General features: G+C 70.2%; 31 protein-coding genes and 3 pseudogenes. 28 read left to right on the top strand and 6 right to left on the bottom strand.

What is annotated here, in order from left to right:
- Window positions 1–57 precede the first annotated feature (57 nt).
- Both tuf and KRR39_RS25660 read left to right on the top strand, forming a co-directional pair.
- Complete coding sequence (gene tuf / locus KRR39_RS15900; RefSeq protein ID WP_216938423.1) at window positions 58–1,251, top strand: elongation factor Tu; 1,194 nt, start codon at window positions 58–60, stop codon at window positions 1,249–1,251.
- 1,071 nt (window positions 1,252–2,322) lie between these two features.
- Window positions 2,323–4,680 (top strand): collagen-like domain-containing protein, encoded by a 2,358-nt coding sequence (locus KRR39_RS25660; RefSeq protein ID WP_216938421.1) that lies wholly within the window; start codon window positions 2,323–2,325, stop codon window positions 4,678–4,680.
- 181 nt (window positions 4,681–4,861) lie between these two features.
- Here KRR39_RS25660 and KRR39_RS26220 read toward each other — a convergent pair whose 3' ends face one another.
- Complete coding sequence (locus KRR39_RS26220) at window positions 4,862–5,443, bottom strand: tyrosine-type recombinase/integrase (protein WP_216938419.1); 582 nt, start codon at window positions 5,441–5,443, stop codon at window positions 4,862–4,864.
- Window positions 5,444–5,692: 249 nt separating this feature from the next.
- Between KRR39_RS26220 and KRR39_RS15885 the strand changes: the two genes are divergently transcribed.
- A complete protein-coding gene (locus KRR39_RS15885; RefSeq protein WP_216938416.1) occupies window positions 5,693–6,298 on the top strand; it encodes a tetratricopeptide repeat protein in 606 nt (201 codons plus the stop codon).
- A gap of 140 nt (window positions 6,299–6,438) precedes the next feature.
- Window positions 6,439–7,110 carry a tRNA (guanosine(46)-N7)-methyltransferase TrmB gene (trmB, locus tag KRR39_RS15880; protein ID WP_254185182.1) on the top strand — a complete coding sequence of 224 codons (672 nt, stop codon included), beginning with the start codon at window positions 6,439–6,441 and terminating at the stop codon, window positions 7,108–7,110.
- Between the two features lies 1 nt (window position 7,111).
- Here the strand turns inward: trmB and KRR39_RS15875 are convergent, their stop codons facing one another.
- Window positions 7,112–7,921, bottom strand: a complete 810-nt coding sequence (locus KRR39_RS15875; RefSeq protein ID WP_216938406.1) for an RDD family protein — start codon at window positions 7,919–7,921, stop codon at window positions 7,112–7,114.
- Between the two features lie 33 nt (window positions 7,922–7,954).
- Between KRR39_RS15875 and KRR39_RS15870 the strand changes: the two genes are divergently transcribed.
- Window positions 7,955–8,950, top strand: coding sequence for a stage II sporulation protein M (locus KRR39_RS15870; RefSeq protein ID WP_216938404.1), 996 nt, complete (start codon window positions 7,955–7,957; stop codon window positions 8,948–8,950).
- 2 nt (window positions 8,951–8,952) lie between these two features.
- On the opposite strand, the pseudogene KRR39_RS26585 reads toward KRR39_RS15870, so the two are convergent.
- From KRR39_RS26585 to KRR39_RS15850, 4 genes and pseudogenes are all read right to left on the bottom strand, one after another.
- Window positions 8,953–9,660, bottom strand: a pseudogene (locus KRR39_RS26585) (DUF58 domain-containing protein); the annotation flags it as partial.
- Window positions 9,661–10,241: 581 nt separating this feature from the next.
- Window positions 10,242–10,517, bottom strand: a complete 276-nt coding sequence (locus KRR39_RS26580; protein ID WP_436972060.1) for an AAA family ATPase — start codon at window positions 10,515–10,517, stop codon at window positions 10,242–10,244.
- 220 nt (window positions 10,518–10,737) lie between these two features.
- A pseudogene (locus KRR39_RS26575) lies at window positions 10,738–13,032 on the bottom strand (DUF4350 domain-containing protein); the annotation flags it as partial.
- A 5-nt stretch (window positions 13,033–13,037) separates the two neighbouring features.
- The gene (locus tag KRR39_RS15850) at window positions 13,038–13,961 is read right to left on the bottom strand and encodes a hypothetical protein (protein ID WP_216938400.1); all 924 of its coding nucleotides are present in this window, start codon (window positions 13,959–13,961) and stop codon (window positions 13,038–13,040) included.
- Between the two features lie 600 nt (window positions 13,962–14,561).
- Here KRR39_RS15850 and rpsJ point away from each other — a divergent pair.
- From rpsJ to KRR39_RS15735, 23 genes and pseudogenes are all read left to right on the top strand, one after another.
- Window positions 14,562–14,870 (top strand): 30S ribosomal protein S10, encoded by a 309-nt coding sequence (gene rpsJ / locus KRR39_RS15845; RefSeq protein WP_008360994.1) that lies wholly within the window; start codon window positions 14,562–14,564, stop codon window positions 14,868–14,870.
- 23 nt (window positions 14,871–14,893) lie between these two features.
- Window positions 14,894–15,568 (top strand): 50S ribosomal protein L3, encoded by a 675-nt coding sequence (rplC, locus tag KRR39_RS15840; RefSeq protein WP_216938398.1) that lies wholly within the window; start codon window positions 14,894–14,896, stop codon window positions 15,566–15,568.
- On the top strand, window positions 15,565–16,239 hold the full coding sequence (rplD, locus tag KRR39_RS15835; protein WP_216938395.1) for a 50S ribosomal protein L4: 675 nt from the start codon (window positions 15,565–15,567) through the stop codon (window positions 16,237–16,239). The genes rplC and rplD overlap by 4 nt, the downstream gene beginning before the upstream one ends.
- Window positions 16,236–16,542, top strand: a pseudogene (gene rplW, locus KRR39_RS15830) (50S ribosomal protein L23). Before rplD ends, rplW begins: the two are co-directional and overlap by 4 nt.
- Window positions 16,543–16,578: 36 nt before the next feature.
- The gene (rplB, locus tag KRR39_RS15825) at window positions 16,579–17,412 is read left to right on the top strand and encodes a 50S ribosomal protein L2 (RefSeq protein WP_216938393.1); all 834 of its coding nucleotides are present in this window, start codon (window positions 16,579–16,581) and stop codon (window positions 17,410–17,412) included.
- 15 nt (window positions 17,413–17,427) lie between these two features.
- Window positions 17,428–17,709 (top strand): 30S ribosomal protein S19, encoded by a 282-nt coding sequence (gene rpsS, locus KRR39_RS15820; protein WP_216938392.1) that lies wholly within the window; start codon window positions 17,428–17,430, stop codon window positions 17,707–17,709.
- 55 nt (window positions 17,710–17,764) lie between these two features.
- A complete protein-coding gene (gene rplV, locus KRR39_RS15815; protein WP_216938391.1) occupies window positions 17,765–18,223 on the top strand; it encodes a 50S ribosomal protein L22 in 459 nt (152 codons plus the stop codon).
- On the top strand, window positions 18,223–19,068 hold the full coding sequence (rpsC, locus tag KRR39_RS15810) for a 30S ribosomal protein S3 (RefSeq protein WP_216938390.1): 846 nt from the start codon (window positions 18,223–18,225) through the stop codon (window positions 19,066–19,068). The genes rplV and rpsC overlap by 1 nt, the downstream gene beginning before the upstream one ends.
- Window positions 19,069–19,073: 5 nt before the next feature.
- Complete coding sequence (gene rplP, locus KRR39_RS15805) at window positions 19,074–19,493, top strand: 50S ribosomal protein L16 (protein WP_216938389.1); 420 nt, start codon at window positions 19,074–19,076, stop codon at window positions 19,491–19,493.
- Window positions 19,493–19,735, top strand: coding sequence for a 50S ribosomal protein L29 (gene rpmC / locus KRR39_RS15800; RefSeq protein WP_216938388.1), 243 nt, complete (start codon window positions 19,493–19,495; stop codon window positions 19,733–19,735). The genes rplP and rpmC overlap by 1 nt, the downstream gene beginning before the upstream one ends.
- A 14-nt stretch (window positions 19,736–19,749) precedes the next feature.
- On the top strand, window positions 19,750–20,025 hold the full coding sequence (gene rpsQ, locus KRR39_RS15795; RefSeq protein WP_436972059.1) for a 30S ribosomal protein S17: 276 nt from the start codon (window positions 19,750–19,752) through the stop codon (window positions 20,023–20,025).
- A gap of 102 nt (window positions 20,026–20,127) precedes the next feature.
- Complete coding sequence (gene rplN / locus KRR39_RS15790; RefSeq protein ID WP_216938386.1) at window positions 20,128–20,496, top strand: 50S ribosomal protein L14; 369 nt, start codon at window positions 20,128–20,130, stop codon at window positions 20,494–20,496.
- Between the two features lie 3 nt (window positions 20,497–20,499).
- Complete coding sequence (gene rplX, locus KRR39_RS15785) at window positions 20,500–20,895, top strand: 50S ribosomal protein L24 (RefSeq protein ID WP_216938385.1); 396 nt, start codon at window positions 20,500–20,502, stop codon at window positions 20,893–20,895.
- Window positions 20,895–21,458 (top strand): 50S ribosomal protein L5, encoded by a 564-nt coding sequence (gene rplE, locus KRR39_RS15780; protein WP_216938384.1) that lies wholly within the window; start codon window positions 20,895–20,897, stop codon window positions 21,456–21,458. The genes rplX and rplE overlap by 1 nt, the downstream gene beginning before the upstream one ends.
- Window positions 21,459–21,461: 3 nt before the next feature.
- Entirely contained in the window at window positions 21,462–21,647 is a 186-nt protein-coding gene (locus KRR39_RS15775; RefSeq protein ID WP_187577247.1) for a type Z 30S ribosomal protein S14, read from the top strand.
- Window positions 21,648–21,759: 112 nt separating this feature from the next.
- Window positions 21,760–22,167, top strand: coding sequence for a 30S ribosomal protein S8 (gene rpsH, locus KRR39_RS15770; protein ID WP_216938383.1), 408 nt, complete (start codon window positions 21,760–21,762; stop codon window positions 22,165–22,167).
- A gap of 26 nt (window positions 22,168–22,193) precedes the next feature.
- Window positions 22,194–22,736 (top strand): 50S ribosomal protein L6, encoded by a 543-nt coding sequence (gene rplF, locus KRR39_RS15765; RefSeq protein WP_216938382.1) that lies wholly within the window; start codon window positions 22,194–22,196, stop codon window positions 22,734–22,736.
- A 2-nt stretch (window positions 22,737–22,738) separates the two neighbouring features.
- Window positions 22,739–23,122, top strand: a complete 384-nt coding sequence (rplR, locus tag KRR39_RS15760; RefSeq protein ID WP_216938381.1) for a 50S ribosomal protein L18 — start codon at window positions 22,739–22,741, stop codon at window positions 23,120–23,122.
- A gap of 49 nt (window positions 23,123–23,171) precedes the next feature.
- A complete protein-coding gene (gene rpsE, locus KRR39_RS15755; RefSeq protein WP_216938380.1) occupies window positions 23,172–23,780 on the top strand; it encodes a 30S ribosomal protein S5 in 609 nt (202 codons plus the stop codon).
- Complete coding sequence (gene rpmD, locus KRR39_RS15750; RefSeq protein ID WP_216938379.1) at window positions 23,780–23,962, top strand: 50S ribosomal protein L30; 183 nt, start codon at window positions 23,780–23,782, stop codon at window positions 23,960–23,962. Before rpsE ends, rpmD begins: the two co-directional genes overlap by 1 nt.
- 1 nt (window position 23,963) lies before the next feature.
- A complete protein-coding gene (rplO, locus tag KRR39_RS15745; RefSeq protein ID WP_216938373.1) occupies window positions 23,964–24,404 on the top strand; it encodes a 50S ribosomal protein L15 in 441 nt (146 codons plus the stop codon).
- Between the two features lie 161 nt (window positions 24,405–24,565).
- Window positions 24,566–25,855: a preprotein translocase subunit SecY gene (secY, locus tag KRR39_RS15740; protein WP_216938370.1), complete on the top strand. Its 1,290-nt coding sequence runs from the start codon at window positions 24,566–24,568 to the stop codon at window positions 25,853–25,855.
- Complete coding sequence (locus KRR39_RS15735) at window positions 25,855–26,439, top strand: adenylate kinase (protein WP_216938369.1); 585 nt, start codon at window positions 25,855–25,857, stop codon at window positions 26,437–26,439. The genes secY and KRR39_RS15735 overlap by 1 nt, the downstream gene beginning before the upstream one ends.
- The last annotated feature ends 1 nt before the right edge of the window (window position 26,440 follow it).

The following is a 26,440-nucleotide window of genomic DNA, read 5'->3' as shown; positions in this document are numbered from 1 at the left end:
GACTAGCAGTTCACCCCCAGCAGACGAGTCAACGTACTTTTACGAGGAGGAGCCCCCGTGGCTAAGGCGAAGTTCCAGCGGACTAAGCCGCATGTCAACATCGGCACGATTGGTCACATCGACCACGGCAAGACGACGTTGACGGCAGCGATCACCAAGGTGCTGCACGACAAGTACCCGACCCTGAACGAGGCCTCGGCCTTCGACCAGATCGACAAGGCTCCCGAGGAGCGTCAGCGCGGCATCACGATCTCGATCGCGCACGTCGAGTACCAGACCGAGGCGCGCCACTACGCGCACGTCGACTGCCCGGGTCACGCCGACTACATCAAGAACATGATCACCGGTGCGGCCCAGATGGACGGCGCGATCCTCGTGGTCGCCGCCACCGACGGCCCCATGCCCCAGACGCGTGAGCACGTGCTGCTCGCCCGCCAGGTCGGCGTGCCGGCGATCGTGGTCGCCCTGAACAAGTGCGACATGGTCGACGACGAGGAGCTCATCGAGCTCGTCGAGATGGAGGTCCGCGAGCTCCTCACCGAGTACGAGTTCGACGGTGACGAGATCCCCGTGGTCCGCGTGGCCGCGTTCCCGGCGCTCCAGGGCGACGAGAAGTGGGGCGAGTCGATCATGGAGCTCATGACGGCCGTCGACGAGCACATCCCGCAGCCCGAGCGCGAGATCGACAAGCCGTTCCTGATGCCCGTCGAGGACGTCTTCACGATCACCGGTCGTGGCACGGTCATCACCGGCCGCATCGAGCGTGGCGTGGTCAAGGTCAACGAGACCGTCGACATCATCGGGATCCGCGACGTCAAGCAGACCACCACGGTCACCGGCGTCGAGATGTTCCGCAAGCTGCTCGACGAGGGCCAGGCCGGCGAGAACGTGGGCCTCCTGCTCCGTGGCACCAAGCGCGAGGACGTCGAGCGCGGCATGGTCGTCATCAAGCCGGGCACCACGACCCCGCACACCAACTTCGACGCCTCGGTCTACATCCTGTCGAAGGAGGAGGGCGGCCGCCACACGCCGTTCTTCAACAACTACCGCCCGCAGTTCTACTTCCGTACGACGGACGTGACCGGCGTCGTGACCCTCCCCGAGGGCACCGAGATGGTCATGCCCGGCGACAACACCGACATGTCGGTCGAGCTGATCCAGCCGATCGCCATGGAGGACGGTCTGCGGTTCGCGATCCGTGAGGGTGGCCGCACCGTCGGCGCCGGCCGGGTCACCAAGATCAACAAGTGACCTGAGCTCGACCCTGTCGAGCAGTCACCAGCCACAGCCGAAGAGGCCCGGTCCCCGTGAGGGGGACCGGGCCTTTTGGCGCTATAACAACGGAGAATATAGAGACTGCAGGGTATAGGACAGTTTTGGTTCCTTTCTCACCACTTGGGCGTTACCACCTGGTTACATTTCCTCGCAGACCACGTCCGTCCCGTATGCCCATGCTGCCTGGATAGCCCCTTAGAGGGATATCGCGGCCTATGTGTCCCATTTCGCGCCCGTTCCACATATCTTTTTGACGTCGGCCGGACACGGTCGTGGCGAGTGATGATCCGTCGGGCGACATGGTCGCCGCTGGCCTGACGGGGAGCAGAGGCGAAACCGGCGCTTTCCATTTCTGCCATGGGGGGCCTACGGCCTATGTCGACCAACAAAGCACGGACCGGCCGGATTCGGCCGGGAACCAAGTTCGTCCTCGGAGGCAGCGCCGCCGTCCTCATGATGGCCGGGGTGAGCGCCGCCCAGGCCTCGATCCCCGCCAGCAACGGGGTCATCAGCGCGTGCTTCACCAAGTCCGACGGCGCGGTCCGCATCATCGACGCGGCCAAGGCCAGCTGCAAGGGTGGCGAGACCCTGATCAACTGGAACCAGGCGGGTCAGATGGGCCCGCAGGGTCCCCAGGGGATCCAGGGCGTCAAGGGCAACACCGGCGCTACCGGCGCAACTGGTGCTACCGGCGCAACTGGTGCCACCGGCGCAACTGGTGCCACAGGGGCCGTTGGCCCGGCTGGTCCCGCTGGCGCCACAGGCGCAACCGGCGCTGCTGGGCCGGCTGGCCCGGCTGGAGCAACCGGTGCGACTGGCGCTCAAGGCCAGAAGGGCGACAAGGGAGACACCGGCGCTCAGGGTCAGCAGGGCGACAAGGGAGACACCGGCGCTCAGGGTCAGCAAGGCGACAAGGGTGACACCGGTGCTGCTGGTGCTGACGGTATCAACGGCACGAACGGCACCAACGGCTTGAACGGCACCAACGGAATCAACGGCGCGACTGGTGCTCAGGGTGAGCGGGGTCTCCAGGGTGAGACTGGCGCGGTGGGTCCGCAGGGTCCGATCGGTTCGCAGGGTGAGGTTGGAGCCAAGGGCGACAAGGGCGACATCGGTGCGACCGGTGCGACCGGCGCTCAGGGTGACAAGGGTGAGATCGGTGCGACTGGTGCCACCGGCTCGACCGGTGCCACGGGTGCTCAGGGTGCTCAGGGCGAGCGGGGTCTCCAGGGTGAGACCGGCGCGGTGGGTGCGCAGGGCCCGGTTGGCCCGCAGGGTGAGGTTGGCGCCAAGGGCGACAAGGGCGACAAGGGCGACATCGGTGCGACCGGTGCGACCGGTGCTCAGGGCGTCCAGGGTGCGACCGGTGCCACGGGAGCTCAGGGCGACAAGGGTGAGATCGGTGCGACTGGTGCCACCGGCTCGACCGGTGCCACGGGTGCTCAGGGTGCTCAGGGTGAGCGGGGTCTCCAGGGTGCGACCGGTGAGATGGGTCCGGCTGGTCCGGCTGGTCCGCAGGGTGAGGTTGGCGCCAAGGGCGACAAGGGCGACATCGGTGCGACCGGTGCGACCGGTGACAAGGGCGACATCGGCCTGACCGGTGCGACCGGCGCTCAGGGCGGCCAGGGTGCGACCGGTGCCACGGGTGCTCAGGGCGACAAGGGTGAGATCGGTGCGACTGGTGCCACCGGCTCGACCGGTGCCACGGGTGCTCAGGGTGCTCAGGGTGAGCGGGGTCTCCAGGGTGAGACCGGTGAGATGGGTCCGGCTGGTCCGGCTGGTCCGCAGGGTGAGGTTGGCGCCAAGGGCGACAAGGGCGACAAGGGCGACATCGGTGCGACCGGTGCGACCGGTGCGACCGGTGACAAGGGCGACATCGGCCTGACCGGTGCGACCGGCGCTCAGGGCGGCCAGGGTGCGACCGGTGCCACGGGTGCTCAGGGCGACAAGGGTGAGATCGGTGCGACTGGTGCCACCGGCTCGACCGGTGCCACGGGTGCTCAGGGTGCTCAGGGCGAGCGGGGTCTCCAGGGTGCGACCGGTGAGATGGGTCCGGCTGGTCCGGCTGGTCCGCAGGGTGAGGTTGGCGCCAAGGGCGACAAGGGCGACATCGGTGCGACCGGTGCGACCGGTGCGACCGGTGACAAGGGCGACATCGGCCTGACCGGTGCGACCGGCGCTCAGGGCGGCCAGGGTGCGACCGGTGCCACGGGAGCTCAGGGCGACAAGGGTGAGATCGGTGCGACTGGTGCCACCGGCTCGACCGGTGCCACGGGTGCTCAGGGTGCTCAGGGCGAGCGGGGTCTCCAGGGTGCGACCGGTGAGATGGGTCCGGCTGGTCCGGCTGGTCCGCAGGGTGAGGTTGGCGCCAAGGGCGACAAGGGTGAGATCGGTGCGACTGGTGCCACCGGCTCGACCGGTGCCACGGGTGCTCAGGGTGCTCAGGGCGAGCGGGGTCTCCAGGGTGAGACCGGCGCGGTGGGTGCGCAGGGCCCGGTTGGCCCGCAGGGTGAGGTTGGCGCCAAGGGCGACAAGGGCGACATCGGTGCAACCGGTGCCACAGGTGCTCAGGGTGAGCGCGGTCTCCAGGGTGCGACCGGTGAGATGGGTCCGGCTGGTCCGGCTGGTCCGGCTGGCGCTACAGGAGCCACGGGCGCGACCGGTGACACCGGGTTGACCGGGGCCACTGGTGCGGTCGGTCCGGCTGGTCCGCAGGGCACGGAGGGTGCTGTTGGCCCGGCTGGTCCGCAGGGTGCGACCGGCGCCGCTGGTCCGGCTGGTCCGCAGGGCGACACTGGCGCTGCTGGCGCTGCCGGTGTCGGAACCCAGGGAGCCACCGGTGCCACCGGTGCCACCGGTGAAACTGGTGCTACTGGTCCGATCGGCCCGCAGGGGCAGACCGGAGAAACTGGACCGCAGGGTCCGCAGGGCGTCAAGGGCGACACCGGAGCCACCGGAGCCACCGGAGCCGACTCGACGGTCGCTGGTCCTACTGGTCCTACCGGTGCCACCGGTGCAACCGGTCCGGCAGGACCCACCGGACCTAAGGGGGCAGACTCCACGGTGGCTGGTCCGACAGGTCCGACAGGTCCGTCAGGGGCCAAGGGTGACCAGGGCATCCAGGGCATCCAAGGCGTCAAGGGTGACACCGGTGCAACCGGTGGCAGCATCGCAGCGGCCACGGTCGTCACGGCGAGCGGGACGGGTGCCGGTGGAACGAGCGCAACCTGTGCAGCAGGGAAGATCGCGATGGGCGGCGGGTACAACCTCACCGCTGGCACCATCGACGCCTCGGCTCCTGCTGTCGGCACAGCGTTCGCAACAGCCGGTCAGACGCCGACAGCTTGGAGAGTGAAGGGAAGCAATAACAGCGCGTATATGGTCTACGTGGTGTGCGTCAACTGATCGAAGCAACAGCGAGCGGGTCCGTCAGATTCTTGGCGGGCCCGTTCTGCGTTGCCGCGCGGAGGTGGATCGAGATGTGGACCGAGCCCCGTGCGCGGTCTGGCTCTGCTGTTGGGGTCACGTCGTGGTCGCTCTCGTAGCAGGCCAGGGAGGGCGGGTCGCCCTGGTCTGGGTGTCTCGTTCATCGCTGATCGGGGGTGGGGTGGTTGTTACCACTGTCGTTTCCATCCGGTGCGGGTGGCGTGGGTCCTGTTGTGGGGCCTGTGCCGGGCTTGGTGCGTGTGTCCGCAAGGGGGCGGGGGTTCAGGGTGCGGTAACTGGTGTCGAGGGCTTGGCGGGCGGCGGTGACGTGGTCGGCGTGTTGGAAGAGGTGGGCGTAGACCCCGAGGGTGATGTTGGGGTTGGCGTGGCCGAGTTGGCGGGAGACGAACACGACGTTGAGTCCTTGGCTGATCAGGGTGGAGGCGTAGCCGTGCCGCAGCGAGTGCGGGGAGAGTCGGCCCGTGCCGTGGAAGTCGGCGCGTGTGACGGCGAGCCGGAAGGCGGTGCTGATCTGACGGTGGTCCAGGGCGACGGTGCCGGTCGCCGTTCCGAAGATGTGGTAATCGAAGCGCGGAGTTCCGCGCCTCGTTTGGTGGCTCGGCTGGTCCGGCTGACAGCGGTCCCGCCGGCGCGACGGGTCCTCGGGGCGACATCGGGAGCCAGGTGATCCAGGTCGTCCAGGGCTAGTGGGGCAACACCGGAGCTGCGGTGGCGACGACACGAATGGTGTCGATGTTGTGAGGGGTGCACCCGTGCTGCTGGGATCAGCGACGGGCACGCTCCTTGCGGCCGGGGAAATTGGATTCCGCTTTGCAGCCGCATGGCCACAGATAGACTGAAATACAGGGTGCGGAGGCCGACCCGGGTGGCTCAGCCCAGCGAGGGGCGCTTCTTCGCGGCTGGGAGAAGTCGCCCGAGATCTGCTTGATGCACGACTTCGCGACGTACCTTCCAAGAATTCGGGGAAACCATGAACCTCTCTCGTCAGTCGAGCCGTGCCGGCCGCGGCCTTCGCGCTCTGGCCCTCACGTCCGTCCTGGCGCTCGGGGCGACCGCCTGCTCAGACGGCAGTTCGTCGGCCGGCTCCTCTGCCAGCGCACCGGACGCGAAGAAGGCCTCCGTCGCACTCAAGGCCGGGCTGAAGGCGCATTCCGCCGGTGACCTCTCTGCTGCAGAGGCCGACTACAACAAGACGTTGAAGTACGACGCCAAGAACAAGTTCGCCTTCTACAACCTCGCGTTGATCGACGCTGCGAACGGCAACTACGGGATCGCGGAGCAGCACTACCGCGCAGCCCTCAAGACAGACCCCGCCTACGAGCCGGCCCTGTTCAACCTGGCGATCCTGCGCAACGCCAACAAGGACACCGCCGAGGCCATCTCGTTGTACAAGCGTGCGGTCGCCGCGAACCCGAAGGACGCAGCCGCCTGGCTTAACCTCGGACTTCTGCTCCGGCAGGAAGGTCAGGAGAAGGCAGGGGACACGGCAGTGCTGCGAGCGATCGGCCTGAACCCCGAGCTCAAGGACCCCAACCCGCCGGCGAAGGCGAAGGCCAAGGCCCCCTCAGGCGGTTGAGTACAGACACGCCAGTCTGGGTACGTCGGGCGCAGCCCCCCACGGACGAGAAGGAGGCCGCACGTCGGATGGACGCCTCTGACAGCACACGGTCACGGCGGGCGCGACCTCATCAGGTCGTGACGGAGGACGGCCGGCGCATGCAAGAGGTGCTGTCCTACAGCCGGCGCGGCAACCGGCTCAACGACCGGCAGGCCGCGGCCTGGGAGCGGCGGCACGCGACGTGGTGGGTCCCCGACGACGCCGTCGACCGTCCCGGCTTCGACCTGCGGTCGTGGTTCGGCCGGGACGCCCCGCTGGTCGTGGAGATCGGCTCCGGGGTGGGGGAGGCCACCGTCGAGCTGGCGGCGGCGCGTCCGTCGTACGACGTGCTGGCCTTCGAGGTCTGGCACCCGGGGGTGGCCGACACGTTCCACCGGCTGGAGCAGGCCGGGGTCGAGAACGTGCGGCTGGTCAGCGTCGACGCGGTGTGGTCGCTGCGGCACCTGTTCGGGACCGGCGGCATCCACGAGCTGTGGACGTTCTTCCCCGACCCGTGGCCCAAGAAGCGGCACCACCGGCGGCGGCTCGTCGACCCGGTCTTCGCGCACCTGGCGGCGGACCGCCTCAAGCCGGGCGGCCTGTGGCGGCTGGCGACCGACTGGGGCGACTACGCCGAGCGGATGGTCGAGGTGCTCGACACCGAGCCGCTGCTGGAGAACGTGCACGCCGGACCCGCCCCTCGCTGGGCGGACCGGCCGCTGACCCGCTTCGAGCGGCGCGGCCTGGACGCCGGCCGGTCGATCACCGACCTGACCTACCGGCGCGTCTGACTCACCGTCGGGGCCCGCGCAGCCGCACCCGCAGCGCCTCGTCCCGGGCCAGCCGGGCCTCGTCGCGGCGACGCCGCTCGGCCACCACGGCGGCCAGCACCGCCTCGGGGTGCTGGCCCGGGGGCGGGGCCGGCGCGACGTGCGTGAGGACCTGCGCGGCCAGCTGCGTGCCGAGCGTGGCGCGGGACACCGGGTTCAGCGACGCCGCCCGGTCCAGGAACTGGCGCACCGCGAGCGCGAGCCCGTCGGGCAGCGGGGCCATGTCCGCGGCGGCCGCCCAGCCGGCCAGGTGCGGCGGCATCAGCGCGGGCCGGACCTGCGGGAAGGCGAACCGCTCCCGGACCACGTAGGTGCCGGCGACCACGTCCCCGACCCGCTTCCCCCGCGGGTTGACCAGCGCGCAGACGAGCGCCGGAACCCCGCTCAGCAGCCAGATCTCCACGACGGCGATGAGCGAGCGGGTCAGCGCGTGCCGCAACGAGATCGGGCCGGCGTCGTCGCGGACGGTGCGCAGCCCGAGCGCCAGCTTGCCGAGCGAGCGGCCGTGGGTCAGCGTCTCCAAAGTGGTCGGCAGCACGACGAGCACGAGCACCACCGAGAGCAGCCCGGCCACCGCGCGCAGGGCGTCGTCGCCCCCGGCCACGACGACCATGCCGAGCACGAAGACCAGCACCAGCAGCAGCCCCTCGGCGGCTACGTCGACCAGCCCGGAGGTGAGCCGGACCCCGACCGTGGCGGGCGGCAGGTCGAGCGCGACGGCCTCCCCGGTGACGAGGTCGTCGTCCCCGAGCAGCCAGTCCGCGTTCGCCATCGGGCCAGGCTAGGCGACGCCTACAGTGGCCGCGTGGACATCGACGCCTTCGTGGCCGCGCACGGGCCGCGGTGGCGGCGGCTCGAGGAGCTGGCCCGCCGGCGGCGGCTCAGCGGCCCGGAGTCCGACGAGCTGGTCGACGGCTACCAGGAGGTCGCGACCCACCTGTCCGTGGTGCGTTCCTCGGCCCCCGACGCCGCCCTGGTGGCCTACCTGTCCAGCGTGCTGGCCCGCGCCCGCACGCGTACGACGGGCACCCGCACCGCCTCCTGGCGCGACGTCGGCACGTTCCTCGGGGCGACGTTCCCGGCGGCGCTGTACCGGACCCGGCGCTGGTGGATCGGCACGCTGCTGGTCGACGTCGCGGTGGCCGCGGTGATGATCCTCTGGCTGCTGCAGCACCCGGGGGTGCAGTCCACGCTGGTCCCGCCGGCCGAGGCGGACCGGCTGGTCGACGTGGACTTCGAGCGGTACTACAGCACCTACGCCGCCTCGCACTTCGCGGCCCAGGTGTGGACCAACAACGCGTGGGTGGCGGCGCTCTGCATCTCCCTCGGGGTGTTCGGCCTGCCGGTGGTCTACCTGCTCCTCACCAACGTCCTGAACGTCGCGGTGATCGGCGCGCTGATGATCCAGCACGGCCGCGGCTCGCTGTTCTTCGGGCTGATCCTGCCGCACGGCCTGCTCGAGCTGACCGCGGTCTTCGTCGCCGCCGGGGTGGGGCTGCGGCTGTTCTGGTCCTGGGTCGACCCCGGTCCCCGGACCCGGGGACAGTCGCTCGCGCACGAGGGCCGCAGCGCCGTCGCGGTCGCCCTCGGGCTGGTGCTGGTGCTGCTGGTCAGCGGCGTGATCGAGGCGTTCGTGACGCCGTCGCCGCTGCCCACCTGGGCCCGGATCGGCATCGGCGCCGCGGCGGAGGCGCTGTTCTTCGGCTACGTGTTCGGCCCCGGCCGGCGGGCGTTCCGGGCCGGCCACACCGGTGACCTCGCCGCCGACCGCCTCGAGGACCAGGTCGCCACCGCAGGCTGAGCTCAGAGCAGGCCGCGCCCCTTCAGCATCAGGTAGTGGTCGGTGAGCGCCACCGGCAGCCGGTCCGCGTCCGCGTCCACGACGTCGACGCCGAGCCGGGTGAGCACGTCGGCGGTGCGGGCCCGGTCGGCCAGCACCTGCTCGGCCGCGGCGGCGTCGTACACCTCCGAGGCGGTGGCCCGCCGCTCGGCGAGCCGCTCAAGCTCCGGGTCGCGCACCGACGCGAGCACCACGCGGTGCCGCCGGGCCAGCGCGGGCAGGGCCGGCAGCAGCCCGTGCTCGACGGCGGCCGGCTCGAGCGCGGTCAGCAGGACCACCAGCGCCGGTTGCCGGCCGAGCGCGACGACTGCGGACGAGAGCCGCGACCAGTCGGCCTCCACGAGGGCCGGCTCAAGGTCGGCCATCGCCTCGACCACCTGCACCAGCGCGTCCCGGTGCCCTCCGGCGCGGACCCGGGCCCGCACCTGCCGGTCGCCGGCCAGGAAGTCCACGCTGTCCCCGGCGCGGGAGGCCAGCGCGGCCAGCAGCAGCGCGGCGTCCATCGCGGAGTCCAGCCGCGGGACGTCGTCGACGCGGCCGGCCGAGGTGCGGGAGGTGTCCAGGACCAGCAGCACCCGGCGGTGCCGCTCGGGCTGCCAGGTCCGGACCACCACGGTGCGGGACCGGGCGCTGGCCCGCCAGTCGATGCTGCGTACGTCGTCCCCGAGCACGTAGTCGCGCAGCGAGTCGAACTCGGTGCCCTGGCCGCGGACCCGGACCGCCGCGCGACCGTCGAGCTCGCGCAGCTTGGCGAGCCGGCTGGGCAGGTGCTTGCGGGAGTGGAACGGCGGCAGCACCCGCACCCGACCGGGCACCTCGCGCGACGCCTGCCGGGCAGCCAGGCCCAGCGGGCCGCTGCAGCGCACGGTCACCCGGTCGGTGCGCCGGTCGCCGCGCCGGGTCGGCGTGAGCGGGGTGGTCAGCCGGACCTGGTCGCCGGCGGCGAGGTCGAGGCGGTGCCGGTTGCCGGTCGCCCCCGCGGACGGCTGCCAGGCGTCGCGCAGCAGCCCGCGGACCCGGCGGTCCCCGGGGTTGGCGACCAGGAGGTCGGTGCCGGTGGCCTGGCCCTGCCGGACCTGGCCCGTGGGGCGGCGGGTGACGGTGAGCCGCTCCGGCCGCGGGGCCAGCAGCAGGTCCACGACGACCAGCAGCGCCACCGCGAGCACCCACCAGGCCGCCGTACCGCCGGACGGACGCACCACGAGCGCGCCCACGCCCAGCAGCACCAGCAGCGGCACCCGGCCGGTCAGGCTCATCGCGGGACGGGCACCGAGTCGACGGCGCTCTGCAGCACCTGGCCCACCGACACGCCCTCGAGCTCGGCCTCGGGGCGCAGCCCGAGCCGGTGGGCGAGGGTGGCACCGGCGAGCGCCTTGACGTCGTCGGGGGTCACGAACGTCCGGCCCTGCAGCCAGGCCCAGGCGCGGCTGGTGCGCAGCAGCGCGGTGGCGCCGCGGGGGCTGACGCCGAGGCTCAGCGACGGGGAGACCCGGGTGGCGCGGGCGATGTCGACGACGTAGCCGGACACCTCGGGGGGAGACCACCACGGTGCGGACGGCGCTCGCGGCGGCCTCGACGTCGCCGGCACCGGCCACCGCGCGCACTCCGGCGGCCGCGATGTCGTGCGGGTCGAAGCCGTCGGCGTGCCGCTGCAGGATCTGCAGCTCCTCGGCCCGCTCCGGCACCGGCAGCACGACCTTGAGCAGGAACCGGTCGAGCTGGGCCTCGGGCAACGGGTAGGTGCCTTCGTACTCCACCGGGTTCTGGGTGGCGGCCACCAGGAACGGCCGCGGCAGCCGCCGGGACACCCCGTCGGCCGAGACCTGGCCCTCCTCCATCGCCTCGAGCAGCGCGGACTGGGTCTTGGGCGGCGTCCGGTTGATCTCGTCGGCGAGCAGCAGGTTGGTGAACAGCGGCCCCTCGCGGAAGGACAGCTCGCCGGCCCGGTTGTCGTAGACCATTGAGCCGGTGATGTCGCCGGGCATCAGGTCGGGGGTGAACTGCACCCGCTTGGTGTCCACGGACAGCGCGGCGGCGAGCGAGCGGACCAGCAGCGTCTTGGCCACGCCGGGAACCCCCTCCATCAGCACGTGGCCGCCGCTGAGCAGCGCGACGAGCAGGCCGGAGACGGCGGCGTCCTGCCCGACCACGGCCTTGGCGACCTCGGTGCGGACACGGTCGAGCGCCGTACGGGCGGCCTCGGGGGCCACGCTCAGCTCGGTCATGGGTGGTGTACCTCTCTCTCGAGTGCGGCCAGGTCCCCGGCCAGTCGGGTCAGGGCGGCGTCGTCCGGCACCGGGCGGCCGGCCAGCAGGTCGTGCACGTCCGCGGGGTCGCGGCCGGTGGCGCGGGCGACCGGGGCGACCAGGGTGGCGGGGTCGGTGGCGGCGCCGAGCCGGAGCCGGGCCGCGAGCCGCCGCCCGGTGGCCGCCCGCAGGATCCCGGCGGCGTGCCGTCGGTCCCGGACCCGCGCGTAGAGCCGGCCGCGGCCCCGGGTGGACTCGACGGCCTTCACGACCACGGGGAGCGGCTCGACGACCAGCGGTCCGAGCCGGCGACCGCGCCACAGCATGGTGGCCAGCACCGCGACGCCGAGCAGCCACAGGGCCGGCACCAGCCCGCGGGGGGAGCTGTGCCCGCAGGGAGCCCGCGTCCCCGGCGGCGACGTCCCGCGGGTCCGGGACGTACCACACCAGGCGGTCGCCCCGGCCGAGCAGCCGGAGCGCGACGGCCGCGTTGTCCGCGTCGTCGACCCGGTCGTTGGTGAGCACGTCCACGCCGCCCAGGGCGTAGGTCGGCACGCCCCGGTCGACCCGGGCGACGAGGGCGGCCGGGGGGGCGCCGGTGCCGGGGAAGCAGCCGGTCACGCGGCCACCCCTCGTGGCGCGGTAGCCCGCGGACGGCCCGACTGCGACCTCAAGCCCGTCGAGCAGCGGGTCGCGGCACGCGGCCGTCGTGCTGCCCGCGGTCCGCGCGTCGGTCACGACCAGGGGCAGGCCGAGCGCGCGGAGCACCCGCGGGCCGGGCGCGGCGAGGACCAGCGCGGCGGCGTCCCGGCTGCGCGCGCCGAGGGCGCGCGACGTGGCTCGTCCGAGCCGCTCGGTGGCGGTGACCAGCACCGTGGTGCGCCCGCCGACCGGCGTGCGCTCCAGCTCCGCCGCCCGTCGTACGACGGTCACGTCGACGCCGTGGTCGGCGAGCACCCGGGCCACCGCCTGCGCGCCGGACGCGCCGGGGTTCTCGGGGTCGAGGTCGCCGCCGTGCCGTGCCGTGCCGACGGTCAGCACGCTCAGCACCACGAGGAGCACCACCACCAGGGTGACCACGACGGCGGTGCGACGGTGGGTGCGCAGGCGGGCCACGGTGCTCACGACGCTCACCGGGGGACCGCCGCGCCAGGCCGGTCGCCGGTCTCCGCGTGCAGGTCGGGCCGCGCGTCGCGGAGCGTCGCGTCGAGCGCCAGGACGGACCGTGCGGCGTCGGCGTCCACGGGCTGCTCCCCGTAGAACACCAGGTCGAAGAGCCGGGCCGAGCCGGCTAGGTCGGCCGCGTGCGCCGGGAACGCGGGGGGACAGGTCGTCGGCCAGCTCGTGCGCGGTCAGGCCGGGCCGTGCGTCGACCAGCCCCCGCCGCAGGGCGCGTGAGGCCAGGGCCCGGAACGCCTCGACCAGGCCGGTGTCCGGCCGGCCCGCGGCGAGCGCCGCCTCGGCGGCGGCCCGGTGCTCCTCGGGGGACGCGTCCGCGACGCCGAGCAGGGACGCGGCCTGCCGGGGGAGCCCCGGGTCGCGCCGCAACCGGGCGGCCGCCACCACGACCAGGGCGAGGACGACCACCGCCACCAGGACGGCGAGGCCGGCGGACAGGGGAGAGGCGTCCAGGGCGCTTCGGGTCAGCGACTCCCACAGCCCCCGCAGCCAGGACAGGAACCGCTCGAGGAGCGGCCGGTGGTACTCCGCCCGGGACAGCTCGCGCTCCACCCAGGACCGGGCCTGGCCGGGGTCCGGGCGCAGGGCGTCCGGGACGGGCACGAGGAGGAGCGGCATCGGGCTCAGCGGGTGCCCTGCGAGGCCGCGATGAGCTGCACGTCGAGCCCTTCCTTGCGGATCCGCTGGTCGACGTACTGCAGCGCGGTGACCGCGGAGGTGAACGGCGCGGTCAGCGCGCCGACCACGACCTGGGTCACGAAGGAGGAGAGCACCAGCATCAGCGCGCCGGTCGTACCGGGGAACAGCAGCGGGCCGACCGCCCCGACGAGGCCGAGCGGCACCGAGACCACCTGGCTGACCACGCCGACCAGCAGCGCGGCCAGCAGCATGGTCCCGAACAGCCGCCAGAACTGCCCGCGGCTGAGCCGGCCGGCCCGGCCCAGCGAGGCGAACACCCCGGTGCGCTCCAGCACCAGGGCGGGGGCGGCCAGCAGGAAGTACCGCACCTGCACGAACAGGTAGAGCACCAGCCCCGCCAGCAGCAGCGGGACGCCGACGAGGACCCCGGGGCCGACCCCGGCCCGCAGACCGACACCGACGCCGACGGCGACCGGCACCCCGAACAGCACGAGCGCCAGGACGAACGTGGTCGCCATCAGCCCCACCAGGCGCCACATCCGCCCCCGGGTGGCCGCCCACGCCGCCCCGATCGTCGTCCGCCGGCCCAGCACCGCCTCGGCGACGACTTGCACGAGCATGCCGTTGAGGACCACCGCCGCGAACAGCCCGAAGAACGAGCCCAGGTAGGTCACCAGCACCGCAGCGCTCCCGACACCGCCGAGGCCGCTGGACGGCCCCCCGGTGGACAGCTCGCCGAGCGCGGCCAGCGCCAGGCTGAGCAGGACCGGCACCGCCATGAAGACCGAGGTGACGAGCGCGGCCAGCCCGACCATCGCCCGGGGGTTGAGACGGATCGTCTTGAACGCGCCGTCGAAGAAGTCGCCGAGGGCCAGCGGACGCAGCGCCACGACCCCGGGCTTGTGCACCGGGGGGCCCCAGCCCGTACGGCCGGTAGCCGGGCGGGCCCGGTTCCGCTCCCGGCGCGGGGGGGCGGCGTGCCGTAGCCCGGCGGCACCCAGCCCGGAGGCGGTGGCTGTGTCACGATGGTCCCCCAGAGACGTGTCGGGCCGGCGGCGGCCGGTGCGTGCGACGCGAGACCGGCCATCCTTGCACGCGGCCGCGGGCTCCGGGGGCGTCTCGCCCGGACCGGACTTCCACGCCTGGACCGGCCCGGTCCGAGCCTCGATTTGATTACTCCGACCGGTCTCTGACAAGATAGTCCGGTTGCTCCGGCGGGGTCGCCGGGGTGCGGACACAAGGTCACATATTGACTATTGAACAGGGTCTCCCGCACGCGGTGGTCTGGTTCTGTGTCCGCACCGCACCGTGAGACCCTGTTCCGAGCCCGGCGTCCGTTCCACTGATGCGTCGGGTGCCACTCCAACACGATCCAGCTGGTGTCGTGTTGCGTCGAACAGGACGCGACACGCCCGACCGCGGGGGTCGGACGGAGAGAAGCAACGGGTGTGGCCCGCCGGGCCACGTCCGATCTGGCGGTACTGAGTAGTGAGGACGAACTGAGAGCTATGGCGGGACAAAAGATCCGCATCCGGCTCAAGGCCTACGACCACGAGGTGATCGACACCTCGGCGCGCAAGATCGTTGACACGGTCACCCGAACGGGCGCGAAGGTTGCCGGCCCTGTGCCACTGCCGACAGAGAAGAACGTCTACTGCGTCATCCGCTCGCCCCACAAGTACAAGGACAGCCGCGAGCACTTCGAGATGCGCACCCACAAGCGTCTGATCGACATCATCGATCCGACACCGAAGACGGTCGACTCGCTGATGCGTCTCGACCTGCCTGCCGGTGTCGACATCGAGATCAAGCTCTGAGTCGCGACGAGGACCTGATATCCATGAGCACTCTTGAGAGAAACGTCCGTGGGCTGCTGGGCACCAAGCTCGGCATGACCCAGACCTGGGACGAGAACAACCGCGTCGTGCCTGTGACTGTCGTCGCAGCCGGCACCAACGTGGTCACGCAGGTCCGCCACCCCGAGACCGACGGCTACAACGCCGTCCAGATCGGGTTCGGCGAGATCGAGGGCCGCAAGGTGTCCAAGCCGAAGGCGGGCCACTTCGAGAAGGCCGGCGTCACGCCGCGCCGCCACCTGCTGGAGATCCGGACGGCTGACGCCGCGTCGTACTCCGTCGGCCAGGAGCTCAGCCCCGAGCTGTTCTCCGCCGGCGAAGAGGTCGACGTCACCGGGACCAGCAAGGGCAAGGGGTACGCCGGTGTCATGAAGCGTCACGGCTTCCACGGCTCCCGCGCCTCGCACGGTGCGCACCGCAACCACCGCTCCCCGGGCTCCATCGGCGGCTGCGCCACGCCCGGTCGCGTCTTCAAGGGCATGAAGATGGCCGGCCGCATGGGTGGCGACACCGTCACCACCCAGAACGTCACCGTCCACGCCATCGACGTCGAGAACGGCCTGATCCTGCTCAAGGGTGCCGTTCCCGGCCCCAAGGGTGGTCTCGTGGTCGTCCGTTCCTCGGCCAAGGCCCGCACCGACAGGGAGGTCACCGCATGACTGCCAAGGCACTGAAGGTCGACTTCCCCGCCGAGATCTTCGACGTCCAGGTCAACATCCCGTTGATCCACCAGGTCGTCGTCGCTCAGCAGGCCGCCGCCCGCCAGGGCACCCACGACACCAAGTCGCGGGGCGAGGTCCGCGGTGGCGGTCGCAAGCCGTACAAGCAGAAGGGCACCGGCCGCGCCCGTCAGGGTTCGGTCCGCGCTCCCCAGTTCGCCGGCGGTGGCGTCGTGCACGGCCCGACGCCGCGCAGCTACGACCAGCGCACGCCCAAGAAGATGAAGGCTGCTGCCCTGCGCGGCGCCCTGTCCGACCGGGCCCGTGCCGGCCGCGTGCATGTCGTCGAGAGCTTCGTCTCCGGCGACCTGCCGAACACGAAGGACGCGCTGGGCGCGCTGACCGGTCTGACCGGTCGCCCGCGCACGCTGATCGTGCTCGAGCGCGGCGACAACCTGACCTGGCTCTCGCTGCGCAACGTGGACACCGTCCACCTGCTCGCGGTCGACCAGCTCAACACCTACGACGTGCTGCTGTCCGACGACGTGGTCTTCACCAAGGCCGCCTACGACGCGTTCGTGGCCGGTCCGGCCACCGGCAAGTCGGTCAAGGCCGTCGCCACGTCGACCGAGGCAGAGTCCGACACTGCCGCCGAGGAGGAGTCCAAGTGAGCAACTTCCACAAGGACCACCGCGACGTTCTCATCGCCCCCCGTGGTGAGCGAGAAGAGCTACGGCCTGCTGGACGCCAACAAGTACACCTTCCTGGTGCGCACGGACGCCAACAAGACCGAGATCAAGATCGCGGTCGAGAAGGTCTTCGACGTCAAGGTGACCAGCGTCAACACGATCAACCGCCAGGGCAAGACCCGTCGCACCCGCTTCGGGATGGGCAAGCGCGCGAACACCAAGCGCGCGATCGTCAGCCTTGCCGCGGGCCAGCGCATCGACATCTTCGGGGGTCCGGTCTCCTGACCGGGCAGCCGAATACAGATCGAGGACTGAGAACTCATGGGCATCCGTAAGTACAAGCCGACCACCCCGGGCCGTCGTGGCTCGTCGGTCGCCGACTTCGTCGAGGTGACGCGGTCGACGCCGGAGAAGTCGCTGGTGCGCCCGCTCCCGAAGAAGGGCGGCCGCAACAACCAGGGCCGGATCACCACCCGTCACCAGGGTGGCGGTCACAAGCGCGCCTACCGGATCATCGACTTCCGTCGCTACGACAAGGACGGCGTGCCGGCCAAGGTCGCGCACATCGAGTACGACCCGAACCGCACGGCGCGCATCGCGCTGCTGCACTACGCGGACGGCGAGAAGCGGTACATCATCGCTCCGCAGAACCTGCGTCAGGGTGGCACCGTCGAGGCCGGCCCCAAGGCCGACATCAAGCCGGGCAACAACCTGCCGCTGCGCAACATCCCGGTGGGTACGACGATCCACTGCATCGAGCTTCGTCCGGGCGGTGGCGCCAAGATGGCCCGCTCGGCCGGCAACTCGGCGCAGCTGGTCGCCAAGGAAGGCAGCCGCGCGCAGCTGCGCCTGCCCTCCGGTGAGATGCGCTACGTCGACGTCCGCTGCCGCGCCACCATCGGCGGCGTCGGCAACGCCGAGCAGTCGAACATCAACTGGGGCAAGGCCGGCCGCATGCGCTGGAAGGGCATCCGCCCGACCGTCCGTGGTGTCGTCATGAACCCGGTCGACCACCCGCACGGCGGTGGTGAGGGCAAGACCTCCGGTGGTCGCCACCCGGTCTCGCCCTGGGGCAAGAAGGAGGGCCGCACGCGCAAGCGCAAGGCCTCCGACGCGCTCATCGTCCGTCGCCGCAAGTCCGGCAAGCGTCGCTAGAAGGGATAGGAAGACATGCCTCGCAGCCTGAAGAAGGGTCCCTTCGTCGACGGCCACCTGATCAAGAAGGTGGACGGACAGAACGACAAGGGCACCCACAACGTCATCAAGACGTGGTCACGTCGCTCGATGATCGTGCCGGCCATGATCGGCCACACGATCGCCGTGCACGACGGCCGCAAGCACGTCCCGGTGTTCGTGACCGACTCGATGGTCGGGCACAAGCTGGGCGAGTTCGCACCGACCCGCACCTACCGCGGGCACGTCAAGGACGACCGGAAGGCCCGCCGCCGCTGATGCGGAGGCAGCCGACCACCAAGAGACTGACGACCGAGTCGAGAGAGTCGAAGAGATGAGCACTATGGAGCGCAGGCGCGTAAGCGCCCGCCGCGAGAGCCTGCTGGGCGACGAGCCTGGCGCTTTCGCCAGCGCACGCTTCGTCCGGATCACCCCGATGAAGGCGCGCCGCGTCGTGGACATGGTCCGCGGCATGGGCGTCGACGAGGCCCTGGCGCTGCTGCAGTTCGCCCCGCAGGCCGCGAGCGAGACCGTCTACAAGGTCCTCGAGAGCGCCGTTGCGAACGCAGCCGGCACCGAGAGCCTCGACCGGGACACCCTGGTCGTCAGCAAGGCGATGGTCGACGAGGGCCCGACGATGAAGCGCTGGCGCCCCCGGGCCCAGGGCCGGGCGTCGCGGATCAACAAGCGGACCAGCCACATCACCCTCGTGGTGCAGCCCCGCATCGAGGACCACGGCACCCCCAAGGGTTCCGGGTCCACCACGTCGAACAAGAAGGGACGGAACGCCTGATGGGTCAGAAGATCAACCCGAACGGTTTCCGCCTCGGCATCTCCACCGACCACAAGAGCCGCTGGTACGCCGACAAGCTGTACAAGGCCTACGTCGGTGAGGACGTCGCGATCCGTCGCCTCCTGTCCAAGGGCATGGAGCGGGCCGGCATCTCCAAGGTCGAGATCGAGCGCACCCGGGACCGGGTCCGTGTGGACATCCACACGGCTCGTCCGGGCATCGTGATCGGTCGCCGTGGCGCCGAGGCCGACCGCATCCGTGGCGAGCTTGAGAAGCTCACCGGCAAGCAGGTCCAGCTGAACATCCTCGAGGTCAAGAACCCCGAGATCGACGCTCAGCTGGTCGCGCAGGGCGTGGCCGAGCAGCTCGCGGGTCGGGTGGCGTTCCGCCGCGCGATGCGCAAGGCGATGCAGACCACCATGCGCAGCGGCGCCAAGGGCATCCGGATCCAGTGCTCGGGTCGTCTCGGCGGCGCCGAGATGTCCCGCTCGGAGTTCTACCGCGAGGGCCGCGTGCCCCTGCACACCCTCCGTGCGGACATCGACTACGGGTTCTACGAGGCCAAGACCACCTTCGGCCGCATCGGCGTGAAGGTCTGGATCTACAAGGGCGAGGTCGCGGGCACCCGCGCCGAGCGTGAGGCCCAGGCTGCTGCCCGGGCCGGTGCGCCCGGCCGTGGCCGTCCCGCCCGTGGCGGCGAGCGCCCCACGCGTGGCACCCGCGCCGACCGTCCGACGCGTTCGGCTCGCACCGACGCGCCGGCGGAGTCCGCAGCCCCGGCCACCGAGGCTCCCGCAGCCGACGCGACCGCCGCCGCCACCACGACGCCGAGTGGGGAGGCCTGAGCACCATGTTGATGCCCCGCAGGGTCAAGCACCGCAAGCAGCACCACCCCAAGCGTTCCGGCGCGGCCAAGGGTGGCACCGAACTCGCCTTCGGCGACTTCGGCATCCAGGCCCTCGAGCCGGCCTACGTCACCAACCGTCAGATCGAGTCCGCTCGTATCGCGATGACGCGTCACATCAAGCGTGGCGGCAAGGTGTGGATCAACATCTACCCCGACCGCCCGCTGACCAAGAAGCCTGCCGAGACCCGCATGGGTTCCGGCAAGGGTTCGCCGGAGTGGTGGGTCGCCAACGTCAAGCCCGGACGCATCATGTTCGAGCTGGCCGGTGTCGACGAGGACGTCGCCCGTGAGGCGATGCGTCGCGCGATCCACAAGCTGCCGATGAAGTGCAAGTTCGTCACCCGTGAGAGTGGTGAGTTCTGATGGCAACGACTGCCCACGAGCTGAACGACATGACCAACGTCGACCTCGAGGCGAAGCTCCGCGAGCACAAGGAAGAGCTGTTCAACCTGCGCTTCCAGGCTGCGACCGGCCAGCTCGAGAGCCACGGCCGTCTCCGGACGGTCAAGCGTGACATCGCCCGCATCTACACCGTGGTGCGTGAGCGCGAGCTCGGGATCCGGCAGACGCCTGCCGGCTCGGGCGCCCAGGACGGAGCCGCATGAGCGAGGGAACGAACGTGAGCAGCAACCAGGCCGAAGCAACTCGCCCCTACCGCAAGATCCGTGAGGGTCTCGTGGTCAGCGACAAGATGGAGAAGACCGTCGTCGTCTCCGTCGAGGACCGGGTGAAGCACGCGCTCTACGGCAAGGTGCTGCGACGCACGAGCAAGCTGAAGGCCCACGACGAGCAGAACCAGTGCGGCGTCGGCGACCGGGTCCGGATCCAGGAGACCCGCCCGCTGTCCGCCACGAAGCGCTGGCGCGTCGTCGAGGTCCTCGAGAAGGCCAAGTAAGACATCCCCCCGGGGCGGTAGCCCCAGGTCCGACAGAGAGTTCCGTCAGGCTCGGCCAGTCATCAGGGCCGGCCGAGAACCGACGAGACAACAGGAGAATCGATGATCCAGCAGGAGTCGCGACTCAAGGTCGCCGACAACACAGGTGCGAAGGAGATCCTTTGCATCCGTGTCCTCGGTGGCTCGGGTCGGCGCTACGCCGGAATCGGCGACGTCATCGTTGCCACCGTGAAGGATGCGATCCCCGGTGGCAACGTCAAGAAGGGCGAAGTCGTCAAGGCCGTCATTGTGCGGACCGTGAAGGAGCGCCGTCGTCCCGACGGTTCCTACATCCGCTTCGACGAGAACGCGGCCGTGATCCTCAAGGGCGACCTCGAGCCGCGCGGCACCCGCATCTTCGGCCCGGTGGGCCGCGAGCTGCGTGAGAAGAAGTTCATGAAGATCATCTCGCTGGCTCCGGAGGTGCTCTGACCCATGGCGAAGAAGAAGAACTTGAACATCAAGAAGGGCGATGTCGTGCGCGTCATCGCCGGCCAGGACAAGGGCGCCGAGGGCAAGGTCATCTCGGTCGACTCCGAGCGCGACCGCGTGATCGTCGAGGGCGTGAACCGCATCAAGCGGCACACCAAGGTGGTCAACCAGGGCGGCCGCGCCGGCACGACCGGCGGCATCGTCACCCAGGAGGCGGCGATCCACGTGTCCAACGTGATGCTCCTGGTCGACGCGCCCAAGGGCAGCGACGCGAAGGGCAAGGTCACCACGCGCCTCGGCTTCCGTCGCGACGAGGTCACCAAGCGCCGTTCCGACGGTTCGACCTACGCGGCGACGCGCAGCACGCGCGTCTCCCGCAAGTCCGGTGAGGAGATCTGATGACGACCACCACGAACGAGCGTCCGCGGCTGCAGACCCGCTACCGCGAGGAGATCATCCCCGCGATGCAGGAGCAGTTCCACTACGCCAACCTCATGCAGGTGCCCGGTCTGACGAAGATCGTGGTCAACATGGGTGTCGGCGAGGCTGCGCGCGACTCCAAGCTGATCGAGGGTGCGGTCAAGGACCTCACCGCGATCACCGGACAGAAGCCGCAGGTCACCAAGGCCCGCAAGTCCATCGCGCAGTTCAAGCTGCGCGAGGGCATGCCGATCGGTGCGCACGTCACGCTGCGCGGCGACCGCATGTGGGAGTTCCTGGACCGCCTGCTCACCATCGCGCTGCCCCGCATCCGCGACTTCCGCGGCCTGTCGGGCAAGCAGTTCGACGGGCGTGGCAACTACACCTTCGGTCTGACCGAGCAGGTCATGTTCCACGAGATCGACCAGGACAAGGTCGACCGCTCGCGGGGCATGGACATCACGGTCGTGACCACCGCCACGAACGACGACGAGGGTCGCGCGCTGCTCAAGCAGCTCGGCTTCCCCTTCAAGGAGCAGTGACCCATGGCCAAGACATCTCTCAAGGTCAAGGCGGCACGCACGCCGAAGTTCAAGGTGCGCGGCTACACCCGCTGCCAGCGCTGCGGCCGCCCCAAGGCCGTCTACCGCAAGTTCGGCCTCTGCCGGATCTGCCTGCGCGAGATGGCGCACCGGGGCGAGCTGCCCGGCGTCACCAAGAGCAGCTGGTAGCCGACATCCTCAGTCCTTGCACGAATCCAGGCAACAGATCTAACGAGATCGCTGAAGGTCGCTCTCCCGTCCGGGAGCTGCGAAACCACGGTGGGAAAGGGCCGCAACGGCCATGACGATGACTGACCCGATCGCAGACATGCTCACGCGTCTGCGAAACGCCAACCAGGCGTACCACGACGAGGTCTCCATGCCTCACAGCAAGCTGAAGGCCGGCGTCGCCGAGATCCTCCAGCAGGAGGGCTACATCTCCTCCTGGAAGGTCGAGGACAACCCCGAGGGCGAGATCGGCAAGACCCTCGAGCTGACGCTGAAGTACGGCCAGAACCGCGAGCGTTCCATCGCGGGCATCCGCCGCATCTCCAAGCCCGGCCTGCGCGTCTACGCCAAGCACACCGGACTCCCGAAGGTGCTCGGTGGCCTCGGCGTCGCGATCATCTCGACGAGCACCGGCTTGCTGACCGACCGTCAGGCACACAAGAAGGGCGTGGGTGGGGAAGTCCTCGCCTACGTCTGGTAACGACGAGACCGAGAGGAGAAACAAGCATGTCGCGCATTGGCAAGCTCCCCATCACGGTCCCGTCGGGTGTCGACGTCGCCGTCGACGACCGCCTGGTGACGGTGAAGGGCCCCAAGGGCACCCTGAGCCACAACGTCGCGGAGCCGATCACCGTCGGCCGCGCCGACGACGGTTCCATCGAGGTGGTGCGTCCCGACGAGCACCGCATCAGCAAGTCGCTCCACGGCCTCACCCGCACGCTGATCGCCAACATGGTGCAGGGCGTGACCGAGGGCTACGAAAAGAAGCTCGAGATCGTGGGCGTCGGCTACCGGGTCCTGTCCAAGGGCCCCACGCAGCTGGAGTTCCAGCTGGGCTACTCGCACACGATCACGTTCAACGCTCCCGACGGGATCACCTTCACGGTGGACGGGCCCACCCGGCTCGGCGTCCAGGGCATCGACAAGCAGCTCGTCGGCGAAACCGCTGCCAACATCCGCAAGCTGCGCAAGCCCGAGCCTTACAAGGGCAAGGGCGTCCGGTACGCCGGCGAGCAGATCCGTCGCAAGGTCGGAAAGGCTGGTAAGTGACGATGGCTATCTCACTCAAGTCCGGCAAGCACACGAGCGCTCGCGTCGCCTCACGGCTGCGTCGCCAGGTCCGGGGCCGCAAGAAGCTCTCCGGCACGGCGGACCGTCCGCGTCTCGTGGTCACCCGCTCGTCGAAGCACATCACCGTGCAGGTCGTCGACGACCTGGTCGGCCGTACGCTCGCCTCGGCGAGCACGATGGAGGCCGACCTGCGCTCCTTCGACGGCGACAAGTCCGCCAAGGCCCGCAAGGTCGGTGAGCTCGTCGCCGAGCGCGCCAAGGCCGCCGGTGTCGACGGCGTGGTCTTCGACCGCGCCGGCAACAAGTACCACGGGCGCGTCGCAGCGCTCGCCGACGGCGCCCGCGAGGGTGGCCTCGCGTTCTGATCGCGAAGACAGACCAGTTCTCACAGACTGTTAGGAAGGTAGTTCGAACATGAGCGGATCACAGCGCCGTACCGGTGCCGGTGGCGGGTCAGGGGGCGGCCGTGGAGGCCGCGACGACCGCCGCGGTGGCCAGGGTGCGGACAAGACCGCCTACATCGAGCGTGTCGTCGCGATCAACCGTGTCGCCAAGGTCGTGAAGGGTGGTCGTCGCTTCAGCTTCACCGCCCTGGTGATCGTGGGCGACGGCGACGGCATGGTCGGTGTCGGGTACGGCAAGGCCAAGGAAGTTCCCGCGGCGATCGCCAAGGGCGTCGAGGAGGCCAAGAAGAGCTTCTTCAAGGTCCCCCGGAGCCAGGGCACGATCCCGCACCCCGTCCAGGGTGAGAAGGCCGCGGGCGTCGTCATGCTCCGTCCGGCTGCTCCCGGTACCGGTGTGATCGCCGGTGGCCCGGTGCGCGCCGTGCTGGAGTGCGCCGGCATCCACGACGTGCTGAGCAAGTCGCTCGGCTCCTCGAACCAGATCAACATCGTGCACGCGACCGTCGAGGCGCTGCGCTCGCTCGAGGAGCCCGAGGCCGTCGCGGCCCGCCGTGGCCTCCCCGTCGAGCACGTCGCTCCCGCCGCTCTGCTCCGGGCCCGAGCAGAGGTGAGCCAGTGATGGCGCGCCTCAAGGTCCAGCAGCAGCGGTCGACGATCGGCTGCAAGAAGAACCAGCGGGACACCCTCCGCACGCTTGGTCTCAAGCGCATCGGCGACGTCGTCGTCAAGGAGGACCGTCCCGAGATCCGTGGGATGCTCCAGACGGTCAGGCACCTGATCGTCGTCGAAGAGGTGGACTGACATGACGCTCAAGCTGCACCACTTGCGTCCGGCCCCGGGCGCCAAGACCGCGAAGACCCGTGTGGGTCGCGGTGAGGGCTCCAAGGGCAAGACCGCCGGTCGAGGCACCAAGGGCACCAAGGCCCGCTACCAGGTTCCGGCCGCCTTCGAGGGCGGCCAGATGCCGATCCACATGCGGCTGCCGAAGCTCAAGGGCTTCAAGAACCCGTTCAAGGTGGAGTTCCAGGTCGTCAACCTCGACCGCCTGAGCGCTCTGTTCCCGAACGGTGGCACCGTCGGCGTCGCCGAGCTCGTCGCCAAGGGCGCTGTCCGCGCCGGCGAGCCGGTGAAGGTCCTCGGGTCCGGCGAGATCACCGTGGCTGTCGACGTGAGCGCGCACGCGTTCTCGGCGTCCGCCAAGGAGAAGATCGCGGCTGCCGGGGGCAGCACCACCGAGATCTGACGGCTCAGCTGTCTTCCGGAGCGAGGCTCCGGGTCAGGGGCTCGAACGAGACGGACTGCGGCATTTGACCGCCAGCCCAGGCCGTTCGAGCCCCTGTTAGGCTTCCGGGGTCCTCTCCCAGACTCGAGGGGACACCCGCACGTGATGGAGAAGAGGACCAGGTGCTAGGCGCATTCGCCAACGCGTTCCGGACGCCGGACCTGCGACGCAAGTTGCTGTTCGTGCTGCTGATCGTCGTGATCTTCCGGCTCGGCTCGCAGATCCCCGCGCCCGGCGTGAACGTGGCCAACGTGCAGGCCTGCTTCGACGCGACCAAGAACGACGGCCTCTACGGGCTGATCAACCTGTTCTCGGGCGGGGCGCTGCTGCGCCTCACGATCTTCGCGCTCGGCATCATGCCGTACATCACCGCGAGCATCATCCTGCAGCTGCTGGTCGTGGTGATCCCACGGCTGGAGACCCTCAAGAAGGAGGGGCAGGCGGGGCAGACCAAGATCACCCAGTACACCCGTTACCTCACCCTCGCGCTGGCCATCCTGCAGGCCACCGGCATCGTCGCGCTGGCCCGCAGCGGGCAGCTGCTGCAGGGCTGCAGCAAGGACCTCGTCTACGACAAGGGCCTGATGACGATGCTGGTCATGGTCATCACCATGACCGCCGGCACCGCGGTGATCATGTGGCTCGGCGAGCTGATCACCGACCGCGGCATCGGTAACGGCATGTCGATCCTGATCTTCACCCAGGTCGTCGCGACGTTCCCCGCCAACCTGTGGGCCGTCCGGGTCGCCAAGGGCTGGTGGGTCTTCACCCTGATCCTGGCCATCGGCCTGGTGCTGATCGCCGCGGTCATCTTCATGGAGCAGGGCCAGCGCCGCATCCCGGTGCAGTACGCCCGGCGCATGGTGGGCCGCAAGATGTTCGGCGGCTCCTCGACGTACATCCCGCTCAAGGTGAACCAGGCCGGCGTGATCCCGGTCATCTTCGCCTCGAGCCTGCTCTACCTGCCGGCCATGGCCGCGCAGTTCGCGGGCAACTCCAAGTGGTCCACGTTCATCTCGACGTACCTGGTCAAGGGTGACCACCCGCTGTACATGGCGCTCTACGCGGCGCTGATCATCTTCTTCACCTACTTCTACGTCGCCATCACCTTCAACCCGGAGGAAGTGGCAGACAACATGAAGAAGTACGGCGGCTTCATCCCCGGGATCCGGGCGGGCAAGCCGACTGAGGAATACCTCAACTACGTCCTGTCCCGCATCACGCTGCCCGGGTCGCTGTACCTCGCCCTGATCTCCCTGGTCCCGCTGGTCGCGATCGCGATCGTCGGCGCCAACCAGAACTTCCCGTTCGGTGGCACCTCCATCCTGATCATGGTGGGCGTCGCGCTCGACACGGTGAAGCAGATCGAGAGCCAGCTCCAGCAGCGCAACTACGAAGGATTCCTGCGCTGATGAGAATCATCCTGATGGGACCCCCTGGTGCCGGCAAGGGCACCCAGGCCAAGGTGATCGCCGAGCGGCTGTCGGTCCCGGCGGTCTCGACCGGCGACATCTTCCGGGCCAACGTCTCGGCGGAGACCGAGCTCGGCCTCGAGGCCAAGCGCTACATGGACGCAGGTGACTACGTCCCGGACGAGGTCACCAACGCGATGGTCCGCGACCGGATCGCGGAGGACGACGCCGCCCAGGGCTTCCTGCTCGACGGGTACCCGCGCACGGTGGCCCAGGTGGCCGAGCTCGACGCGATGCTGGCCGACGCCGGCCAGTCGCTCGACGCCGTCGTGGTGCTGACCGTCGACAAGGAGGAGGTCGTCCAGCGGCTCCTCAAGCGGGCCCAGGACGAGGGTCGCTCGGACGACACCGAGGACGTCATGCGGCACCGCCAGGACGTCTACACCGAGCAGACCGCTCCGCTCATCGAGGTGTACGACGAGCGTGGGCTGCTCGTCGAGGTCGACGGCATGGGTGCGGTGGACGACGTCACCGCCCGGGTCTTCGACGCGCTCGAGAAGACCAACGGCGCGCCCGCGTCCTGAC

It is taken from the genome of Nocardioides panacis (assembly GCF_019039255.1).
Classification (GTDB): Bacteria; Actinomycetota; Actinomycetes; order Propionibacteriales; family Nocardioidaceae; genus Nocardioides_B; species Nocardioides_B panacis.
The sequence above is the reverse complement of the archived record's forward strand: the minus strand, read 5'-3'. Positions and strand labels throughout refer to the sequence as shown.